This window comes from Methylocucumis oryzae, assembly GCF_000963695.1.
In the GTDB taxonomy this organism is placed as follows: Bacteria; Pseudomonadota; Gammaproteobacteria; order Methylococcales; family Methylomonadaceae; genus Methylovulum; species Methylovulum oryzae.
Window position 1 is genome coordinate 1 of the sequence record NZ_LAJX01000080.1, and the last position, 17,891, is coordinate 17,891.

General features: G+C 45.5%; 25 protein-coding genes. 12 read left to right on the plus strand and 13 right to left on the minus strand.

Annotated features, from left to right (window positions below):
- The first annotated feature begins 268 nt into the window (after window positions 1-268).
- Window positions 269-1,084 (plus strand): HEPN domain-containing protein, encoded by an 816-nt coding sequence (locus VZ94_RS08365; protein ID WP_131655507.1) that lies wholly within the window; start codon window positions 269-271, stop codon window positions 1,082-1,084.
- A 616-nt stretch (window positions 1,085-1,700) separates the two neighbouring features.
- Here VZ94_RS08365 and VZ94_RS08370 read toward each other — a convergent pair.
- The gene (locus VZ94_RS08370) at window positions 1,701-1,964 is read right to left on the minus strand and encodes a nitrogen fixation protein NifZ (protein ID WP_045778883.1); all 264 of its coding nucleotides are present in this window, start codon (window positions 1,962-1,964) and stop codon (window positions 1,701-1,703) included.
- Window positions 1,965-2,173: 209 nt separating this feature from the next.
- Here VZ94_RS08370 and VZ94_RS08375 point away from each other — a divergent pair, with 209 nt between their 5' ends.
- From VZ94_RS08375 to VZ94_RS30500, 6 genes are all read left to right on the plus strand, one after another.
- Entirely contained in the window at window positions 2,174-2,530 is a 357-nt protein-coding gene (locus tag VZ94_RS08375) for a HesB/IscA family protein (RefSeq protein WP_045778884.1), read from the plus strand.
- A gap of 169 nt (window positions 2,531-2,699) precedes the next feature.
- Window positions 2,700-2,939 (plus strand): iron-sulfur cluster assembly scaffold protein, encoded by a 240-nt coding sequence (locus tag VZ94_RS28525; RefSeq protein WP_239649769.1) that lies wholly within the window; start codon window positions 2,700-2,702, stop codon window positions 2,937-2,939.
- A complete protein-coding gene (locus VZ94_RS08380; protein ID WP_239649763.1) occupies window positions 2,914-3,504 on the plus strand; it encodes a NifU family protein in 591 nt (196 codons plus the stop codon). Before VZ94_RS28525 ends, VZ94_RS08380 begins: the two co-directional genes overlap by 26 nt.
- 3 nt (window positions 3,505-3,507) lie before the next feature.
- Window positions 3,508-3,696: an aminotransferase class V-fold PLP-dependent enzyme gene (locus VZ94_RS30490; protein WP_275575180.1), complete on the plus strand. Its 189-nt coding sequence runs from the start codon at window positions 3,508-3,510 to the stop codon at window positions 3,694-3,696.
- A 10-nt stretch (window positions 3,697-3,706) separates the two neighbouring features.
- Window positions 3,707-4,090 carry an aminotransferase class V-fold PLP-dependent enzyme gene (locus tag VZ94_RS30495; RefSeq protein WP_275575182.1) on the plus strand — a complete coding sequence of 128 codons (384 nt, stop codon included), beginning with the start codon at window positions 3,707-3,709 and terminating at the stop codon, window positions 4,088-4,090.
- A gap of 1 nt (window position 4,091) precedes the next feature.
- The gene (locus VZ94_RS30500; RefSeq protein WP_275575181.1) at window positions 4,092-4,718 is read left to right on the plus strand and encodes an aminotransferase class V-fold PLP-dependent enzyme; all 627 of its coding nucleotides are present in this window, start codon (window positions 4,092-4,094) and stop codon (window positions 4,716-4,718) included.
- Window positions 4,719-4,876: 158 nt separating this feature from the next.
- Here the strand turns inward: VZ94_RS30500 and VZ94_RS08390 are convergent, their stop codons facing one another.
- Window positions 4,877-5,320: an RNA-binding protein gene (locus tag VZ94_RS08390; protein WP_045778885.1), complete on the minus strand. Its 444-nt coding sequence runs from the start codon at window positions 5,318-5,320 to the stop codon at window positions 4,877-4,879.
- A 335-nt stretch (window positions 5,321-5,655) separates the two neighbouring features.
- Between VZ94_RS08390 and VZ94_RS08395 the strand changes: the two genes are divergently transcribed.
- Window positions 5,656-7,650 (plus strand): sulfatase-like hydrolase/transferase, encoded by a 1,995-nt coding sequence (locus VZ94_RS08395; RefSeq protein ID WP_239649770.1) that lies wholly within the window; start codon window positions 5,656-5,658, stop codon window positions 7,648-7,650.
- A gap of 117 nt (window positions 7,651-7,767) precedes the next feature.
- On the opposite strand, the gene VZ94_RS08400 is transcribed toward VZ94_RS08395, so the two are convergent.
- Window positions 7,768-8,241, minus strand: coding sequence for an HvfX family Cu-binding RiPP maturation protein (locus VZ94_RS08400; protein ID WP_239649764.1), 474 nt, complete (start codon window positions 8,239-8,241; stop codon window positions 7,768-7,770).
- Between the two features lie 136 nt (window positions 8,242-8,377).
- Window positions 8,378-8,692: an HvfA family oxazolone/thioamide-modified RiPP metallophore gene (locus VZ94_RS08405; protein WP_045778887.1), complete on the minus strand. Its 315-nt coding sequence runs from the start codon at window positions 8,690-8,692 to the stop codon at window positions 8,378-8,380.
- A gap of 356 nt (window positions 8,693-9,048) precedes the next feature.
- Between VZ94_RS08405 and VZ94_RS08410 the strand changes: the two genes are divergently transcribed.
- The 4 genes from VZ94_RS08410 (at window position 9,049) to VZ94_RS25505 (ending at window position 10,559) form a co-directional block, all read left to right on the plus strand.
- Window positions 9,049-9,381 carry a DUF2283 domain-containing protein gene (locus VZ94_RS08410; RefSeq protein WP_082081483.1) on the plus strand — a complete coding sequence of 111 codons (333 nt, stop codon included), beginning with the start codon at window positions 9,049-9,051 and terminating at the stop codon, window positions 9,379-9,381.
- A 94-nt stretch (window positions 9,382-9,475) separates the two neighbouring features.
- Entirely contained in the window at window positions 9,476-9,676 is a 201-nt protein-coding gene (locus VZ94_RS26925) for a hypothetical protein (protein WP_204369085.1), read from the plus strand.
- Window positions 9,639-10,328 (plus strand): toll/interleukin-1 receptor domain-containing protein, encoded by a 690-nt coding sequence (locus tag VZ94_RS08415; protein WP_204369086.1) that lies wholly within the window; start codon window positions 9,639-9,641, stop codon window positions 10,326-10,328. The genes VZ94_RS26925 and VZ94_RS08415 overlap by 38 nt, the downstream gene beginning before the upstream one ends.
- 36 nt (window positions 10,329-10,364) lie before the next feature.
- Window positions 10,365-10,559, plus strand: coding sequence for a hypothetical protein (locus VZ94_RS25505; protein WP_131655508.1), 195 nt, complete (start codon window positions 10,365-10,367; stop codon window positions 10,557-10,559).
- Between the two features lie 900 nt (window positions 10,560-11,459).
- Here VZ94_RS25505 and VZ94_RS26930 read toward each other — a convergent pair.
- The 9 genes from VZ94_RS26930 to VZ94_RS30510 all read right to left on the minus strand — a co-directional run.
- Window positions 11,460-11,660, minus strand: coding sequence for a zf-HC2 domain-containing protein (locus tag VZ94_RS26930; protein ID WP_082081484.1), 201 nt, complete (start codon window positions 11,658-11,660; stop codon window positions 11,460-11,462).
- Window positions 11,653-12,027 (minus strand): sigma factor-like helix-turn-helix DNA-binding protein, encoded by a 375-nt coding sequence (locus VZ94_RS28530; protein WP_239649765.1) that lies wholly within the window; start codon window positions 12,025-12,027, stop codon window positions 11,653-11,655. The genes VZ94_RS26930 and VZ94_RS28530 overlap by 8 nt, the downstream gene beginning before the upstream one ends.
- Window positions 11,933-12,277 carry a sigma-70 family RNA polymerase sigma factor gene (locus tag VZ94_RS28535; protein WP_239649766.1) on the minus strand — a complete coding sequence of 115 codons (345 nt, stop codon included), beginning with the start codon at window positions 12,275-12,277 and terminating at the stop codon, window positions 11,933-11,935. Before VZ94_RS28535 ends, VZ94_RS28530 begins: the two co-directional genes overlap by 95 nt.
- 53 nt (window positions 12,278-12,330) lie before the next feature.
- Window positions 12,331-13,821: an efflux RND transporter permease subunit gene (locus VZ94_RS28540; RefSeq protein ID WP_239649767.1), complete on the minus strand. Its 1,491-nt coding sequence runs from the start codon at window positions 13,819-13,821 to the stop codon at window positions 12,331-12,333.
- Window positions 13,808-15,382 (minus strand): efflux RND transporter permease subunit, encoded by a 1,575-nt coding sequence (locus VZ94_RS28545; RefSeq protein WP_239649768.1) that lies wholly within the window; start codon window positions 15,380-15,382, stop codon window positions 13,808-13,810. The genes VZ94_RS28540 and VZ94_RS28545 overlap by 14 nt, the downstream gene beginning before the upstream one ends.
- 6 nt (window positions 15,383-15,388) lie before the next feature.
- Window positions 15,389-16,519 carry an efflux RND transporter periplasmic adaptor subunit gene (locus VZ94_RS08435; protein ID WP_045778890.1) on the minus strand — a complete coding sequence of 377 codons (1,131 nt, stop codon included), beginning with the start codon at window positions 16,517-16,519 and terminating at the stop codon, window positions 15,389-15,391.
- A gap of 38 nt (window positions 16,520-16,557) precedes the next feature.
- Window positions 16,558-17,241: a TolC family protein gene (locus VZ94_RS25865; RefSeq protein ID WP_338040312.1), complete on the minus strand. Its 684-nt coding sequence runs from the start codon at window positions 17,239-17,241 to the stop codon at window positions 16,558-16,560.
- Window positions 17,159-17,536: a TolC family protein gene (locus VZ94_RS30505; RefSeq protein WP_052700344.1), complete on the minus strand. Its 378-nt coding sequence runs from the start codon at window positions 17,534-17,536 to the stop codon at window positions 17,159-17,161. Before VZ94_RS30505 ends, VZ94_RS25865 begins: the two co-directional genes overlap by 83 nt.
- 31 nt (window positions 17,537-17,567) lie before the next feature.
- A partial coding sequence (locus VZ94_RS30510; protein WP_192828609.1) for a TolC family protein occupies window positions 17,568-17,891 on the minus strand: 324 nt, incomplete at its 5' end.

Below are 17,891 nucleotides of genomic sequence, written 5' to 3' on the forward strand. Positions count from 1 at the left end.
GTTGGTGAAGGCGTTTTTTAATATGGACATATCTGTGTAGCATTGTGCATAACAAGCTGAAACATGGGAGCGAGAAAACCGCCCTACGCGCTAAGATTTGCTGGATGTCGCCTAAAATGGCATGATGTTCAGAACCACATGATTACTTATTAGGTCTCACCAGTTGCCGAAGCTTATGGATTACCCATTCGATCTACCCAAAATCCGCATACCGTACGCTGCGGTGTACCGACTTTCCCTTCCGACGCCATCGCAGGAGGTTGAGATCATGCATGGTATAGGCTTCAACGTGCGAATTGTGCCGGGTGCAGTGGAGGTCGAGCACACGGTGCCTGTCGTGCAGTTTGGGGAAGGAATAGTAGGAACTACTATAGCCCTGCAGCGGATCGAGCTGCCGCCTGCCACCTATGCGATTGTTGAAATAGAAGTCGACCCAATCACACATTCTGCTGAGCCAGGAACAACGACCGCTGCACTGCGAGTGGCGGAAGTGGCGTGCGTGATGGAGCTTCTCTATCGCGGCATTGCGAATCAGAAGGAATTTGAGGGGTTCGTGTCCAGTGACAGCATGTATGCTACCTCGTGGGAAGGGCCGTTGGAACTTGTCGCACTACCCCACCGTCCTGTGGAGGAGATAGCGGGCGAAATTGCGCAGGCCTTGGCGATACTGGAGGCGTTAAAAAATGAAAAGCGAAGCCGCTTTCGCCTGGCTGCGCGGTGGTTCCGACGCGGCTGTGAGGCAGTTAACCCAGTTGATAAGCTACTGTTCTGGTGGACTGTTCTCGAGGTATTCCCCGCACAAGAAACAACCGATGTTCCGCGATCTGTGGTCAATTTTCTACACGCTAACGTATATCCAGACGTGGTACCTACCCAGTTAAAAAGTGCTATTGGCATTGGACGGATCTTCGGGACTCGATCTAGAATCGTACATGATGGCCTCGCGTTCGTCAGCGACCTTGATTTCGAGTTTAAGGCACAATTGCGCCAGCTCAGAGCCATTGCGGCCACATGTCTGCGCCTACTATGTGGGCTACCGGCAGGGGACGATCTTGACTTGTACGTCCGATTAGTCGATAAGTAGTGAGTATCCCGTAGGGCGCAATAGCGAGTGTATTGCGCAGCAAGAGTGAACCCGACCATGCGGCGCGATGCCCTCTGGCTCTGTGCTGCGGCCTTGGTGACCTAAATCAAGAAGGCGCTGTTGAAAGTGAAACCCAAGGCCAAGTTAAATCGTTATCTAGGCTTCATCGTACTTAAATTTGGCGTGTTACAGGATTGGGCTGCACGAAAAGGATGCTACTATCGCGAAATTTCTATAACTAACGATTCTTGCGCATCATAACAACGCTAGAGTACAACGCTTGCTTTGTTCGGTTTAAACTCAGACAAAGCATATTTTGTACTCTAATGCGATAGCTAGTGTCAATCAGAAAACCCCTATAAGCCTTATGTGGCGTTGGTTTCAGACGGTAGCATCATGACGAAGATTTTTTAACTTAATTTCAAAATTAGAAAATCTCATTAAACATTAATATCTTACATCTATGCTATTTAGGAGCTTATGTTGAACACGTTAAGTTTTAAAAAACCTCGATTGCACAAATCGTCTGCAAGCCGCGTTGAATATGGTTTTCAGAGGTTTTCTTGCAATCACTAGCTAAACAATCAGCGAGCTATTGGACAGTAGCCAACCCCACCTAATTAAGCGTTACCGGTTCTACCATCAGCTCTTCCACCCAGCAGCCTACTGGGTCGCCTAGGTTTAATTGCTGGTCTTCAAAACGTACCAAATAAACACTACGTTCAGGTTGTTCTTCGACATGACCTATCATCGTAATCACGCCACGCGTACCGGCTTCAGCTAAGATTTCGCCTTCTACGCCTCCCGGTATTGAGCCGTCATCCATAATAGTGATGGCTGCATAGACAATATCGCCTACATCTAAATCTTCTACTCGCATATTTAATCCTCGCTGGGTTTAGGCGTTTTGTAGCAAAGCTGACAAAAGCCTAAGCATTGTCTGTTGGTAAGCTTGCAAAAAATGGCTATGTTTTGCTATGGGTTTAAACATAAGTCGATTTTTCAATGGGTTAACACCTAATAACAATAATGGCACATAGGTTGCTTAAGACTGTATCAAGAACAATGCCACACTTTAGGAGACTCGTTGTGATTACATTAACTGAAAAAGCTATTAACGCCGTTGGTCGTTTTATTGCCGGATCTGAAACACCCACTGCTGGCTTGCGTATAGAGGTACAAGACGGCGGCTGTTCGGGTTATCAATATGGCTTAAAATTGGAACCTACCAATAATCCTGATGATACCGTGATTGATTGCGGTGACGTTAAGGTGTTTGTCGACCCTACCAGCTTACCGATGCTAGACGGTATGTCGATTGATTTTTTAGACAGTATCGAAGGGTCTGGCTTTAAGTTTACTAATCCTAATGCCGCAAAAAGCTGTGCATGTGGTTCTTCATTTAATACCAGTGAGTCAGGTACGGGTACGAAAACCTGTTCTTAAGCGCTGTTTCAGATTACGCCAGCAGTAATCGTATCAACTATTTGTAGGCATTACGCCGCGAGGATTCAACTATGTGGGATTATTCCGATAAAGTTAAAGAACATTTTTTTTAACCCGAAAAAACGCCGGTGCGGTTGCTGAAGCCAATGCTATCGGAGAGGTTGGCTCGATTAGCTGTGGCGATGCGTTACGGTTAACGTTAAAAGTCGATGAAACCAGCGAAGTGATTTTAGATGCCGGTTTTCAGACCTTTGGCTGCGGCTCAGCCATTGCTTCATCATCGGTGTTAACTGAAATTATCAAAGGTATGACGTTAGATGAAGCGTTAAAAGTCACTAACCAAGATATTGCTGACCATTTAGAAGGTTTACCGCCTGAGAAAAATGCATTGCTCAGTGATGGGACGTGAGGCTTTGCAAGCTGCGATAGCGAATTATCGTGGTGAAGAATGGAAAGATGACCATGAAGAAGGCGCGTTGATTTGCAAATGTTTTGCGATTGACGCTGTCATGATTGAAGAAATGGTATGGGCCAATAAGTTGCGTACCGTACAAGACGTGACTAACTTTACCAAAGCGGGCGGTGGTTGCGCGTCTTGCCATGAAGATATTGAAGCCATTTTAGAGCGTGTGTTAGCTGAGAAAGGTGAGAAATTTGACCCTGAGGCACCTGCTGCTAAGCCAGAACCCGTCGTTGCGGCGGCGAAAGGCCCAATGACGAATTTGCAACGGATTAAAAAGATTGAGCAAGTATTAGAGTCGTTAAGACCAACCTTATTAGCCGATGGCGGTGATGTTGAGTTGGTTGAAGTGATTGGCAACACCGCTTATGTCAATATGACCGGCGCGTGTAGCGGTTGCCAAATGGCTGCGATGACTGTCGCGGGCATTCAACAACGATTAATGGAAGTGTTAGGTGAATTTATTAAAGTCGTGCCAGCGTCTCAAATGCCGAAAGAAGCGGTAGGAGCGTAAGCCATGACCGATATTTATTTAGATAATAATGCGACGACTAAAGTCGATAAGGCGGTCGTCGATATGATGATTCCGTATTTTTTAGAGCAATACGGTAATCCTTCGTCTATTCATAAATTCGCTGATGGCGTGGCTAAAGGGATTAAAGTAGCGCGCCAGCAAGTGCAAAAAGTTAATCGGTTGCGAACATGATTCGGAAATTATTTTCACGTCATGTGGCACCGAATCGAATTCGACGGCTATTTTATCGGCCATTAAAGCGCAGCCTAATCGTAAAGAAATCATTACGACAACGGTTGAGCATCCGGCTATTTTAAGCTTATGTGAAGCGTTGGAAAAAGAAGGCTATACCATTCACCGTATGCCGGTAGACCGCTGTGGCCGCTTGAATTTAGAAGCGTATCGTAAGTTGTTGTCAGACCAGGTTGCGATAGTATCGGTGATGTGGGCAAATAACGAAACGGGTACGATTTTTCCTGTCGTTGAAATGGCAGAAATGGCGAATGCTGCAGGTGTGATGTTTCATACTGATGCGGTGCAAGCCGTTGGCAAGATTCCGATGATGTTGCAAGACACCAAAAATTGATATGTTATCGTTATCAGGTCATAAATTACATGCGCCAAAAGGCATAGGCGTGTTGTATTTGCGCCGTGGTACGCGCTATAGACCGTTATTAAGAGGCGGGCATCAAGAGCGTGGTCGTCGTGCCGGTACGGAAAATACCGCGTCTATCGTAGGTTTAGGCAAAGCCTGTGAATTGGCTTTAGAGCATATTGAGTTTGAGAATACCCAAGTTAAAGCCATGCGTGACCGTTTAGAGCGCGGCATTACCGATTCGATTCCGCATTGTTTTGTGACCGGCGATATGGATAACCGTTTGCCGAATACCACCGATATTGCGTTTGAATATATCGAAGGTGAGGCGATTTTAATGCTGCTAAATAAAGCAGGTATTGCTGCTTCTAGTGGTTCGGCCTGTACGTCAGGTTCGTTAGAGCCGTCCCATGTAATGCGCGCGATGAATATTCCTTATACGGCTGCGCACGGCACGATACGGTTTTCTTTTTCGCGTTATAACAGTATGCGTGAAGTCGATGAAGTGTTGAAAGTCATGCCGGGTATTGTGGCGAGCTTGAGAAAACTGTCACCGTATTGGGATGGTAATGGCCCTGTTGTCAATCCTGAGCAAGCCTTTAATCCAACTTACGCATAGACTAAGCGTCTTTATCCTATCTTAACAGCAAAAAGTAAAAGGACTTACTTTTTGCTAATCACTAGCTACACGTAGCTCATCTTGCAGATTAGGGTATCGCATTGCATACCTATGCATTGGTTTTCATCGTCTATCGGTATGCAATGCGATAGCCTATGTTAAAGGGTGCGGTGAAATTTCTTATCACCAAAAAAACTAACGGGTTGGTTTTGCTCGACTTTTACATCGATAACGGTAAGCTTGTTTTTACGGCGTTCACCCATGCGTCGTTCTTTAAAAATAGCCGCTGCGGAATGCAGGGATTTATTTCTCGGATCGTTATGCCAACTACGCAAATAAAACTCCCGAACATTGACATGCTTGCCATTGAGTAATTTCTTATTCAACTTAGCAACGACTCGTCTTGCTGCTGCATCAGGTTCAATTCTAATCAATGCATGTCTGGGTGACGTCTCTATGTTGCTACTTTCATGCACCATAATATCTATCGATTCAATATTACCTGGCTTGGTAAACAACCCACCTTTAATGACGGGCTCTAAAAATTTAATTAAATCATATTTACTGGTGTCACGTGGAATGCGCAAAATCAGGATTAACATATTATGAGTCCTCAGTTCTAAAAGGGGGCGAGAATCTAAGCCAAGGATACCATGTAATAACTGTGAAATTAGCTAAAAATTTTCGCTAGGTAAACGACCTTAGTTAACACCGCTTAGGCTTTAGGTTGTAACAAATTGTCTTAATTGAGTCGGTTAAACTTATTTTTTTGTCATAAATTTTTTTCATACTAACCTTTTAAGGTAACTGCTTAGTTCTCTTGCTGTTTTGCCAAGTTTAGGGATTAAGTAGCTGTTTGTTCTTAGTACTTAGTGAGGTGATACCATGAAAAATACCAATAAAAACGCTTCATGTGGGACGGCGTCGGTTTTTGCAAGTGACAGCAGGGGCAGGTGCACTAGTCGGCTTAAGTCCGGCTTTAAGCAAAATCGCTAAAGCTGACCAGGGTAATACATTACGGCCTAATATCGTGTTAATTATTACCGATGAAGAACGCCATTACAGTCGTACCGAGTCTTTAGTTCAGCCTGAGTTATTAGCGCAATACCAAAGCCTGATACCTGGCCGTATTCAGTTACGCGCTAACGGCGTACGGTTTAATAATTACTTTACGCCGACTGCACCGTGTAGTCCGGCGCGCAGTGTGATTTTTACCGGCCATCATAGTGTTGATAATGGCGTCGTTGATAATATGGATTTTGACACCCAAAGTTCGTTAAACCCTAAAGTGCCGACCATGGCTGATGCGTTAAATGCTGCGGGATATTACTGTGCTTATAAAGGCAAAGTGCATTTAACCAAAGATGACGTATTTGAAGGTGGCAAAGGGCCGGTAAACATGCGTAGGCTGTATGGCTTTCATGATTGGCAAGGGCCTACAAAATTAGGCGATGCTGAAGGGCCGTTATCAGGCACTATGCGTGACGATGATGTCGCTGGTTATGCCCAAGAATGGCTGGAAACTACCGCTAAAGACAAGCAAAGCGCACAAACGCCTTTTTTACTCGCAGTCAATTTTATTAATCCGCATGACATTATGTTAGTCGATGTTGATGGTAACGGCAGTTATCAAATCGCTCAAGGTGACCCGGCGGGTGAAACGTATTTCCCATTATCACCGGTGCCTAAAACTAAGCCGTATTTATATTGGTGGAATCCATCAAAACCCGCTAACGGTTTTGAGGTTAACGGTTACACGCCTGAGACGCAAGGGCCTATTCCTGGTGCGCTAGACGAATGGGCTAGCATGTTATCGTCAGTATTTGGCAATATTACGTTAGATGACGACGCCACAACGACGATACGCGTTTATAAAGATAATGCCAAAACCGCTTTAGGCACTCGAGTGCTTACCGTGCCGCTATGGCAAGTGTATTTAAACTACTATTTAAACTGTATTTTAGACAACGATAAAGCCTTGGTCAGAGTGTTAAACGCGATAAAAAATAATGGTTTTGCGGATAATACTTTAGTGGTTATGACGGCCGACCACGGTGAATTAGCCTTATCGCACATGGGTGTTAGCCGGTATTTTGAGGCTGCAACAACGTCTGATGGTGAGCCTTCAGAACAAGCCTTAGCACAAACACCTGTGGTATTGCCTTTACGGCAAAAAGGCGCGATGGTGTATCACGAGAATAATCAATTACCGTTTATTGTGGCGCGGCTGTCGAATGTAAAAAATAGCTTGGTTAAACAATACTTGCCTAAGATTAATATCGATGTGCCAGCGTTAGCGTCATCGGTGGATTTACTGCCTACATTACTAACCTGGGCAGGTAAAGACGCAGCTTGGTATAGCGCGCAATTTGGCGCGACATTAAGCAATTTAAACATGCTGAATCATTTACCCGGCGTCAGCTTAGCGACGGTCATTCAAAGCCCTGAGTCGTATCAACACGCGCAATGGTCAGATGGTAAACAAGGGCGTGATTGGGTGTTGTTTATGTCCGATACGATAGCGTCTTCACTTGATGCAGATTTTGTATATCGTTCGACCTGGGGTGAAGATGTGGGTTGTGGGCCGGACTTAACCAAGCGCGGATGCTTGCGCGGCTTATTCGACGGCACCTATAAATACGCCCGCTATTTTAGCCCGCTGGATTATAGTTTAAATGGCGCGAAATATGCCGATTTTGGCTATGACCAATTAACGGGACTTAAACACGGGCAAGAGTTACAGCTATTTATCCACAACTCAGAACAAGCGGCTTTAGAAACCTATAACAGCGCCGCCGACGATACCGCACCGATTGCAAAATTAAATACCTTACTGCATGATGCGATGAGTCAAGAGTTGTCGCGCGTCACCGTGCCTCCGGTTTCCGTGAAAAATCTCATTCAAGATGAAAAAGAGTGTCAAGCGGCATAAGTCCAGTCGCTCCAAAAGCTTAAGACTGTTGCGGCTGAATTGGCCCTATTAGTAACCAACGAGATGCAGCGGCCATATCAGAGAGAGCAACAGTAAATAATGTAACAACTAGCCCGCTTAAGTTGATGATAAGCGTTGTTTCAGCCAGGCATCAGCGCTAAGCCGTCCGCTACCACTAAGCAGCAACGAACTGAGCATTATTATGTACATCAATGGCAGCTTAAAGTTGCCGTGGCCTTTATCAGTGATGGCATAGCCTTGCCACAATTCGGCTAGGCTGTGCCATTCGGCGGGCCAATGCACAGCGGCGATGGCGACTACCGTCAACACTATTAAAGCCGCACTAAAAAAGCGGGTCATCAAACCCAAAATAAGGGCGATAGGGGCAATGATTTCCAAGCCAGTGGCCAATGTCCAGCTAACATCGGCGGATAGCAAGCTAAACGGAAATGGAAAGTTTAATCCGGTAAACCAGTTTTCACCGTGGAGTTTTTCTAGCCCGGCTTCGCCGAACTCGTAGGCCAGCAATAGGCGCGGAAAAATAGGTGCTAAACCAGATGCGTTAAGCTCGAACCCGTGTGCTAGCTTCACTGCCCATGCGAAAATCCGGTTGAAGTAGCATATAGTCAAGCAAGCAGTGCTTTGAGTGAAAGTAGTTTTGTGCAAGTCGTTCATGAGATGCTCCGAAGTCAAGTTCGGGAGGGTACGGTTTGTACCCTCCCTAAGCTTATTTACCAGTGGCTGGCTCTTGGGTGCCTTCGGTTTTGGCTTTATCGGCACCACAACCGCCTTCTTTGGCTTTGCCTGCACCACATTTCCCTTCGGCAGCCTTATCGGTTGCCGTTTTAGCTTTTTCCGCACCACATTTGCCTTCGCCGCATTTACCTTCCATTGTTTTTTCATCGCCTTCTGCTACATGAAGGTTTCCGGAAATATTAGACATCGCAAACGGGTTTTCGCCAGCCTGAATCGTCGGTACCGCAGTCAGTAAAGCAGAAGCTAATGCGCTGGTTAAAGTCAAAGATATGGTTTTTTTATTCATGGTGTTCTCTCAGATTAGTTAATGGATTAGGACAAGCAACAGTGCTTTCCTGCCCTATCAGTCGGAGAGAATTAAAATTCCTTACAAAAAATTTTCAGGGAAGTTGGGATAGTCGGGTGGTTGCGAATTGCAGTGGTCAATGGGTAAATTTAGAGGAGTTGAATTGCAAAAGGAGACCTATTGCCGTCTATCGTTTAATGTGATTCAATATCGCCAATTGGATCATTACCAGTCATAATTTTTCAACAGTGATGATATATAGACGGAACAGTGATAGGCAGATCAATAAATTATCACTTCAAAGAGTATTTTTCAGTTGATATACGGAAACCATCTAATTACTAGTTAGAGCGCACATGACTCCCTTTTCATCCGCCGCACCAAAAATGATATCCGAAGTAAGTGCTGCTCTTGCTGGTGCGGGTTATGAATTGATCGCATCGCAGGTCGAAACCGGAAATATTGACCGATCCACATACGACCATGATGTTGAGGCCGGCTATGTATATTTTGTCCGCCCTAAGCCGAGCGCGCATTTTGCAAATCTCGCCGCACCAGTTGGGAGGACCATTCCCTTTTTCGAAGTCGGCTTCAATGTTGACGTTGATCACGACGGAAACGTGTTTGGTATCGAATTTCTCGACCGCACTGATTTCTTTCGTGAGTTGAGAGATGCAAGTGTGCTCTAACCACCGCATAAACTCGGAGCGCAAAAAGATACGCGGTGCTCCCCTTTTTGCTTCAGGTTATGCTTATCGTTAGACTTCCAAGGCATGAAGCATAGTGACAAAAGAAAACGATAAATTAAGAGTAACTGTATCTGGAATGTTCACGCTTGGAGGAACAATCCATTGGCAACATGGCGCTTGTCTGTTACATGGTCGCGATGAGGAAGGGCTGTATATTAATTTTCGTCTTTTTTACAAAAATAAGAAAAAAAAGACATGTGCTAAAGCCTATCAAGGAAATCTTAGAAAAGAATAAAGTAAATTGGATTGGGGAAAACAAAGGAATTTGGTGGATAAACATCGAAAAACTATATGAATTTATACCGAATTTGCATCGAATTGATTGGCTACATGGTGTCGTAAATTCAACCGTAGAAATTGAATACGAAACAAGAAAAGTTTTTGATAAAGAAAGGGAAGAAACTCTTATTCAACTTATAGTTACAAAAGAAGAAATGGAGAGATCGTTGCCAAAAAAGATATTCTTAAGCCATAAAGGCGTTGATAAGCCTCTTGTTCGGAAATATTCCCAACTACTATCTAACTTAGGGTTTGAACCGTGGTTAGATGAAGATGCAATGGTTGCCGGAGTACCATTAGAGCGTGCGATTCTCCAGGGAATGAAGAATTCTTGTGCTGCAATATTTTTTGTTACCTCTAATTACGAAGATGAGAATTTTCTAGCATCAGAGGTGAACTACGCAATTTCTGAAAAGCGCGAAAAGAAAGAAAGATTTTCAATAATTACCTTGGTGATGCGAAATAAAACAGATAGCACAAAAGTAACGGTTCCCGATCTGTTAAAGCAGTATGTTTGGAAAGAGCCAGAAGATGACATAATGGCCATTAATGAAATTATAAGGGCGTTACCAATACGTTTAATAAATATAGAATGGAAAGAAATCTAACTAGCGTATCTAGTCGACCGCCAAAAGCGCCGCTCGTTGCGCAAGCGACACTTTTGGGCGGCGGCTGAGGCTACCGTTTGGAATCAATTAGCATCTTATGGGCAAGACATGGGTATTGATGTAGCCTCACCGGGGCGACTATTCGGCGAGATTTGGAGTGAACTACCAGAAACGCTTCCACCGGTTGTGTCGTTGGCAAGTTCTAAGGGCGAGCATTTACGATTGAGGTAATAACCGAGACTAAAGTTACAATCGACTCACCTGATGTCAGTGGATTAACAGGCTTCCGAGGTATGATTTTGAAGATGTATATGCGGATTGGCGTAAATACAGTTATGAAAGTTTATCGCACCAAAACTCGCAAAACATCCTTCATGTCATAAGCATAATTGATCACATAATTCAAACTTGGGTTCGCCCCGAGGAAAGAGTCAAGCAAATTGAGAGTGCACGTAAACATGGTATTCCCAACGGTGTTTTCTGGATCTTTAATTATAACAAGCACAGCAGACTAATCGGGCTTCGCCCTTCGGGAGAACCTATTCTATTGAGCGAGGTTTTCCCAGATCAACCAATCTCACTTTTGTCAGAACTTGAACTGATGACATCCAATCTCCAAAATTCTGCCAATATGCTTTCTAATATTATCTATTCAAAGGATTTCGACCCAATAGCAATGTTGTCCGAAAAGTATCCCGGTTTTAGTAAAGATGTGTATGGATCAGTGGTATATCGAGCATGCTATATAGCTACAAAATAGATGTGTTGGTTATTTGCTGTGGACGTCGTATTGTCCAGTTTGGTGAGGCTGCCGTTGTGTGATCCTCCAGCCCAACAAGTCCGTCAAAGCGACCCGCCGCACGTTGACGGTTTTGAAGTTTGATTTTTATCACGGTTTCGTGGCTTCGTTTAAGCTCTGTGATCGGCGCGCCCGTCACCTTTCTGTTAAGCGGGCTGCTTTGGAGTACTTTGCTGCTATTAGTGAAATGATAGCGATAAACAGCTTTTGACCACTGTCGCCCACATATTCAAATTCCAAAAAACATCATCAATTTCAAGTAATTACTATTAAAAATCATAGGCATGAATAGCAAAACATGGATATTGGAAGCGCAGAAGCGCCCCCTCTACTCAAGATTTCTTATCCAACCGTTTCTGTAATTGCTCGGTATAGCGATGCGCGGCTTTGCGGAGGAACTGGGACTGGTTCTGGAAGTTACGGCAATGGGTACACAGCATCAGATGAAAACCAATCGCAAGGCGTTGGCTAACGCTGAGTTTTTTGTCCAACCCCTTAGAAATGAGGGCGGTAATGTCGCGGCAACTAAGCATAGCGACGCTCCTTGTTAGTTTTGGTTTGGTTGAACCAGCGGAGCTCCAGACATTCACGCAGCCTTAATCGGGCACGGTGCATGGTGACCCAGTAATTGGCGTCGCTTAAGCCCGTTTCCTGGCAGACTTCTTCAGTTTCCAAACCCACGAGTTCGCGCAGCATGAAGACCTTGGCCATTTTCGGCGGCAGGTTGTTTTGGCAGGTTTCGTAAATGGTCCAGAACTCCTGTTGCTTTAGCGCCGCTTCAGGGTCGTTCCAACTGCTTGGGCCGTTATTCCAGTGACCGTCGCTGATGAAAAAAGTCGTCCTCATCGGCTTCATCAAGGTCGCTGTCGATTTGGTCAACATCAGCGGTGACGACTTCACGAGCGCTAAGCCGCCAGTAATCAGCAATCTTGTGTTTTAAAATACCGATTAACCAGGTGCGTAAGCTAGCGTTGCCTTGGAAATTTGCAGATGCTTGCCATGCTGCTAGCAAACTTTCTTGTACTGCGTCGTCGGCCAGTTCGTTGTCTTTTAATTGCAGCAAAGCGTAACGGAACAACACGGGGCGATGTTCGGCTAGCAGGGCTTCACTCAGTTGATTGTCAGTGTTGGTCTCGTTGTTGTTCAACATGGTCTATGCGTCTTACGGATCGTCATTAGAAAAACTCATCGAGTCTTCCGTCATTACTCAGTTTTGGCTGAGTTAAATTCATGCCCAAATAACAAATACACCGCCGGTACAACGAATAAGGTAAATAACGTGCCTATCGCGATACCGGTTGCAATGACTAAGCCCATGTTAAAACGCGATACGGCACCGGCACCACTGGCGAAAATTAACGGTAACACGCCTAACACCATCGCTGCCGTGGTCATTAAAATTGGACGTAAGCGTATGCTGGCAGCGGATTCTATCGCGGCGCGTTTGCTTAAGCCTTCTTGTTGTTTGTTGTTGGCAAATTCGACAATGAGTATGCCATGTTTACTGATTAAGCCCATTAACGTCACTAAGCCGACTTCGGTGTAGATATTCAAGGTCGCATTGCCTATACCTAATGCGATGAAAATCAAAGCACCGGCGATGGACATGGGCACAGAGACTAGAATAATTAACGGGTCTTTAAAGCTTTCAAATTGGGCGGCTAAGGCGAGGTAAATAATAATCAGCGCAAAGCCGAAGGTCGCGGCAAAACTGCTGGATTCTTTGACTAATTGCCGAGATTGTCCCGCGTAATCGACGGTATAGCCGGGTGGTAACATCGTTTTGGCCAGTTGTTGTAATGAAGCGACAGCATCGCCTAACGTAACGCCTGGAAACGGTACGCCGGACACGGTGGCTGCGTTAAGTTGTTGAAAATGGTTTAACGATTGAGGGACGACTTTGGTGGTGATGTGGGCAATCGTCGATAACGGAATCATGTCGCCGTTACCACTGCGTAAGTAATAGTCTTTGAGTTGCTCGGTGTTCAGTCTAAAGCCTTGTTGGACTTGCGGCATGACTTTATAAGAACGCCCGGATAAGCTGAAATAATTAACATAGCCACCGCCTAACATGGAGGCTAGCGATGAGCCGACATCTTCCATGGTTAAGCCCAACAATGCTGCTTTGTCTCGGTCAATTTCTAATTGCGCTTGCGGTTGATCGTATTTTAAATCGTTATCCATGAACATAAACATGCCGGATTTTTGTGCGGCTTGCATAAATTGTCCGGCAACGGTGTTTAGCTCTTCAAATGACCCTGTGCTGCCGATGACAAATTGCACCGGCAAGCCGTTGCTGCCAGGTAACGGCGGCGGTTGAAACGCGGCAACGCGTACGCCGGAAATTTGATTCAGCTCTTCTTGCACAATAGGCTGTAATTTATCGGCGGTTAATGCGCGTTCAGCCCAAGGTTTTAAAACCATACCGGCGATGGATTGCCCCGGCATGTCGAGCTGGAAGACATGATCGTTTTCAGGGTGTGTAATGAATTTTTTATAGACTTCACTGGAATAGAGCAAGCGTTGTTGTAACGTGGCATCGGGTGCTGCCGTTGCACTAGTGATAATAATGCCTTGGTCTTCTTGCGGTGCGAGTTCGTTATTGGCCTTAGCGTACAGAAAATATATGCTGGCCAGGATAATCACTGAGAACACCGTTGTGACCGGTAAGAAATTTAAACTACCGTGTAACATACGTTTGGTAACGGTTACTCAGCCAGTTAAAGCTAGCATCGATTAACTCAATAAAGCGCTCTTCTACATTATGCTTGTCATGGTGGTGCGCTTTTAAAAGCCGTGAACTCATCATCGGCGATAAGGTCAGCGCGATAACGGCAGAAACCGTGACGGCACCGACTAACGTGAAGGCGAATTCGGAAAACAGCGCGCCCGTTAGGCCTCCTTGAAAGCCGACTGGGACATAAACCGCGATTAACACAATCGTCATCGCGATAATCGGGCCGGTTAATTCGCGTGCGGCTAACAGTGCCGCCGGTATAGGCTCCATGCCATCTTCTAAATGGCGGTTAACGTTTTCAACGACAATAATGGCATCGTCAACGACTAAGCCTATGGCGAGTACTAGCGCTAATAGCGTCAGTAAATTAATCGAAAAGCCCAGCATCAGCATCATGGTAAACGTACCAATCAGTGATAATGGAATCGCAATCACGGGGATAATCACTGAGCGCCATGAGCCTAAAAAGAAAAATACCACTAAGGTAACAATGGCTAAGGCTTCAATTAACGTGTGTACGACTTCGTGTATCGAGCTATCGACGAATTCTGTCGAGTCATAAACGATTTCGCCGTCAATGCCTTCTGGCAGTTGTTGTTGTATGTCTGGAAATACTGCGCGCACCCGGCCTATGACTTCAAGTAAGTTTGCGCTAGGGGCGATTTGTAAGCCGATATACACGGCTTTATTACCGTCGAAAGCCACGCTGGTTTCGTAATCATCAGCACCTAATGTGACGTTCGCGACGTCTTTTAAGCGAATAATCGCGCCGTTTTGTTGTTTGATGATGAGGTTTTCAAACTCGCTGACTGAATGTAAGCCTGTGGATGCGGTTAAATTGACTTGTACCATTTGGCCTTTGGTACGGCCTAAACCGGCGATATAGTCATTTTTTGCCAACGCTGAGCTGACATCGCCTGCGGTGAGTTGGTTAGCCGCTAATTTATCGGGGTCTAGCCAGGCGCGTAATGCATAATTTTTACCACCTAGAATTTCTGCGGTTTGTATGCCGGTGACCGATTGTAAGCGCGGTTGTACCGTGCGCACCAGGTAATCTGTGATGTTATTAGCGGGCAGTGTCGTGCTAGAGAAGCCAATATACATGGCATCTATGGTTTCACCGATTTTAACGCTAATCGACGGTTGTTGTGATTCAGGCGGTAATTGGTTGAGGATTGAATTAACTTTGGTATTAATTTCCGTTAACGCTTTATTAGGGTCGTAATTTAAGCGCAAGTTCGCGGTAATCGTGCTAACACTACTTTGGCTAGTCGATGTGATGTAATCAATGCCGTTGGCCTGTGCAATGATATTTTCTAATGGCGTCGTGATGAAACCGGCAATCACATCGGGATCAGCGCCGTAATACGTGGTGGTCACAGTGACGACAGCATTTTCAGTGTGGGGATATTGCAATACCGGTAAACCGCTTAGTGAGCGCAAGCCTAAGACCAGCAGAATCATGCTAATGACGGTGGCCAGTACCGGGCGCTGGATAAATATGTCAGTGAAGTTCATGGCGAGTTATTGGTCTATAGGTTTAGGCGCTGCGTCATTAGAAGGCTGCACGGAATTATTAACAATAATCGGGCTGCCATTACGCAATTTAATTTGTCCTGAGGTAACAATGCTGTCGCTTTCTTTAACACCGCTAAGAATAGCGATTTGGTCACCGCGTGTTTCACCGGTCGTGACAAAGCTTTGTTGGGCAATGAATTGAGCCGGGCTTTTATCGTTAGCGGGTTTAGGTGCGGTTAAATAAACTGTTGCGCCATAGGGGTTAAACGCAATTGCCGAACGCGGCAACGTGATATAGCGTTGGGCTGCACCTAAAATGAGTTCGACGCTAGCGTACATGCCGGGTAATAATTTTTGCCCAGGGTTATCAAGCGTTGCGCGCACTAAAACGTTACGCGTGGCGGCATCGACTTTAGGATTAATCACGCTGACTGTACCGGTGTAAGTTTGCTTGGGGTAAGCATCGGTGCTAACGGTAACGTGTTGACCCGGTTTTAACTCCGCTAAGCTTTGTTGGGGTAAATAAAAATCGACATAGACTTTATCTAGCGCTTGTAACGTTGCAATGGCGGTGCCGGGATCTAGGTATTGTCCCATTTCAACTAAGCGTACACCTAAGCGACCGGAGAACGGTGCTTTAATGGTTTTTTTATCAATCAGCGCTTGTTGTTCGGCGACATTGGCGAGCGCAGACTCTAAGTTGAATTTATCAGAGTCCAATTGCTGTTTACTAATGGCCTTAGCGTTAAATTGCGCTTCACTACGCAAATACGTGATACGCGCTAATTCGGCGACAGCGCTTAGGCTTTTGAGTCTAGCTATATCGTTGCTGGTATTGAGTTGGACTAATGCGGTATTCGCCGTAACCTGGTCGCCTTGTTTAAATAAAATAGCGGAAACCATACCTGACACTTCAGCGCTGACATCAACGCCTTGTACGGCTTTCACGGTGCCAACGGCTTTTAACGTAGGCAGCCATTCTTGGTAGCTTGCGGACATCGTAGATACGGTTTGTGGCGGCTCGCCTTGAGACGTCATGAATTGTTTTATCATGCGCTCTTTAAACGTGATAAAACCGAAGACCGCGCCCAGTACTAAACTGACCACGATGAGCATAATGAGCATGCGCTTAATCATAGAGGGGGTATCCTGAGCGGGAGAGAGTAGGGATTAGGTTATCGTTTTACCGGTAAAGTCGTTTCTGGTTTAGGTTTAGGCAACGGATTTATCCAGCATTCAAAAAAGCTGCAAGGGATTTGTTGCGCTTCTCTATTGGCTTGTAGAGTTTCAGCGAGATTACTGCGTTGCCACCAACCTCCGCCTAAAGCTTGAAATAATGCGGCTGTATCGGCTAACCGTGCAGCTTCAGCTTTGATACGGCCAATTTTGGCTTGTTGATATTCGCGGTGGGCATTGAGCAAGGTTAAATGGCTAGCACCACCTAGTTGATGTTGCGCACGGGTTAATTCTAGGCTGGCTGCAGCGGCTTGTTCTGCGGTTCGCTGGGTTTTAAAGGCTGTAGCATCCCATTCCAGCGCGCTTAATGTATCGGCAACATTATTAAATGCGGTTAATACGGTTTTGCGGTATTGAGCAACCGCTTGGTCGTAGTAAGCGACAGCCGCGCTACGTTTATGCGTAAAATCACCGCCATGAAAAACCGGCTGTAATAAATCAGCAGTTACCGACCAGATTTCGCTGCCAGGTATAAATAATTGGCCAATATCGGTAGCAATCGTGCCGGCATTGCCACTAATTGTTAAATCAGGGAAGACGCTAGCGACGGCAACGCCGATTTGGGCGGTGGCCGCATGGATAAGCGCTTCTTGTGCGCGAATATCGGGACGTTGTTGTACCAGTTTTTGACGGTAAGCTTAACGGTAGCTGTTGGGGGAGTTGTAAATCGCTAAGCTTAAACTGTTCGGTTAGCGGCTTATCGGCGCTTTGTCCAATTAACGTGGCGAGTTGATGCCGGGTTTGCTCTAGTTCTAGTTGTAACGGTGGCAAATTGGCACGGAATTGTTCCAGCGAGGATTGCTGAGCTAAGACCTCTGCTTGCGATGTACCACCTAAGTCGAATTGTTGTTCAGTGACGGCTAATTGTTGGGCTTGTGAAGCAATGATTTCTTGGTAAGCGGCAATTTGTTCACGCAATGAGGCTTCTTTAATCGCCGTGGTGACGATATTACTGGCTAGGGTTAAAAAATGTCGCTTCTAACTCGAATTTTTGATATTCCGCTTCTGCCTCTAAATTTTCAATTTGGCGTCTAATCGAACCGAAAATATCTAATGTGTACGAGACTTTTACCGAGGCGTTATAAAGGCTAAACATCGACGAGCTGCCGCCTGGATCGCCAAATTGTGACGATGAAATGAGTTGTCGAGTGGAATACGTTTCCGCATCAAATGAGGGTAATAACGAACTTTTTTTCGCCGTAGCGGTTTCTTGTGCTTGTGCTAACGCCGCTTGCGCGCTTTGCAAATCTGGATTGTTCTTAATGGCCAGCGC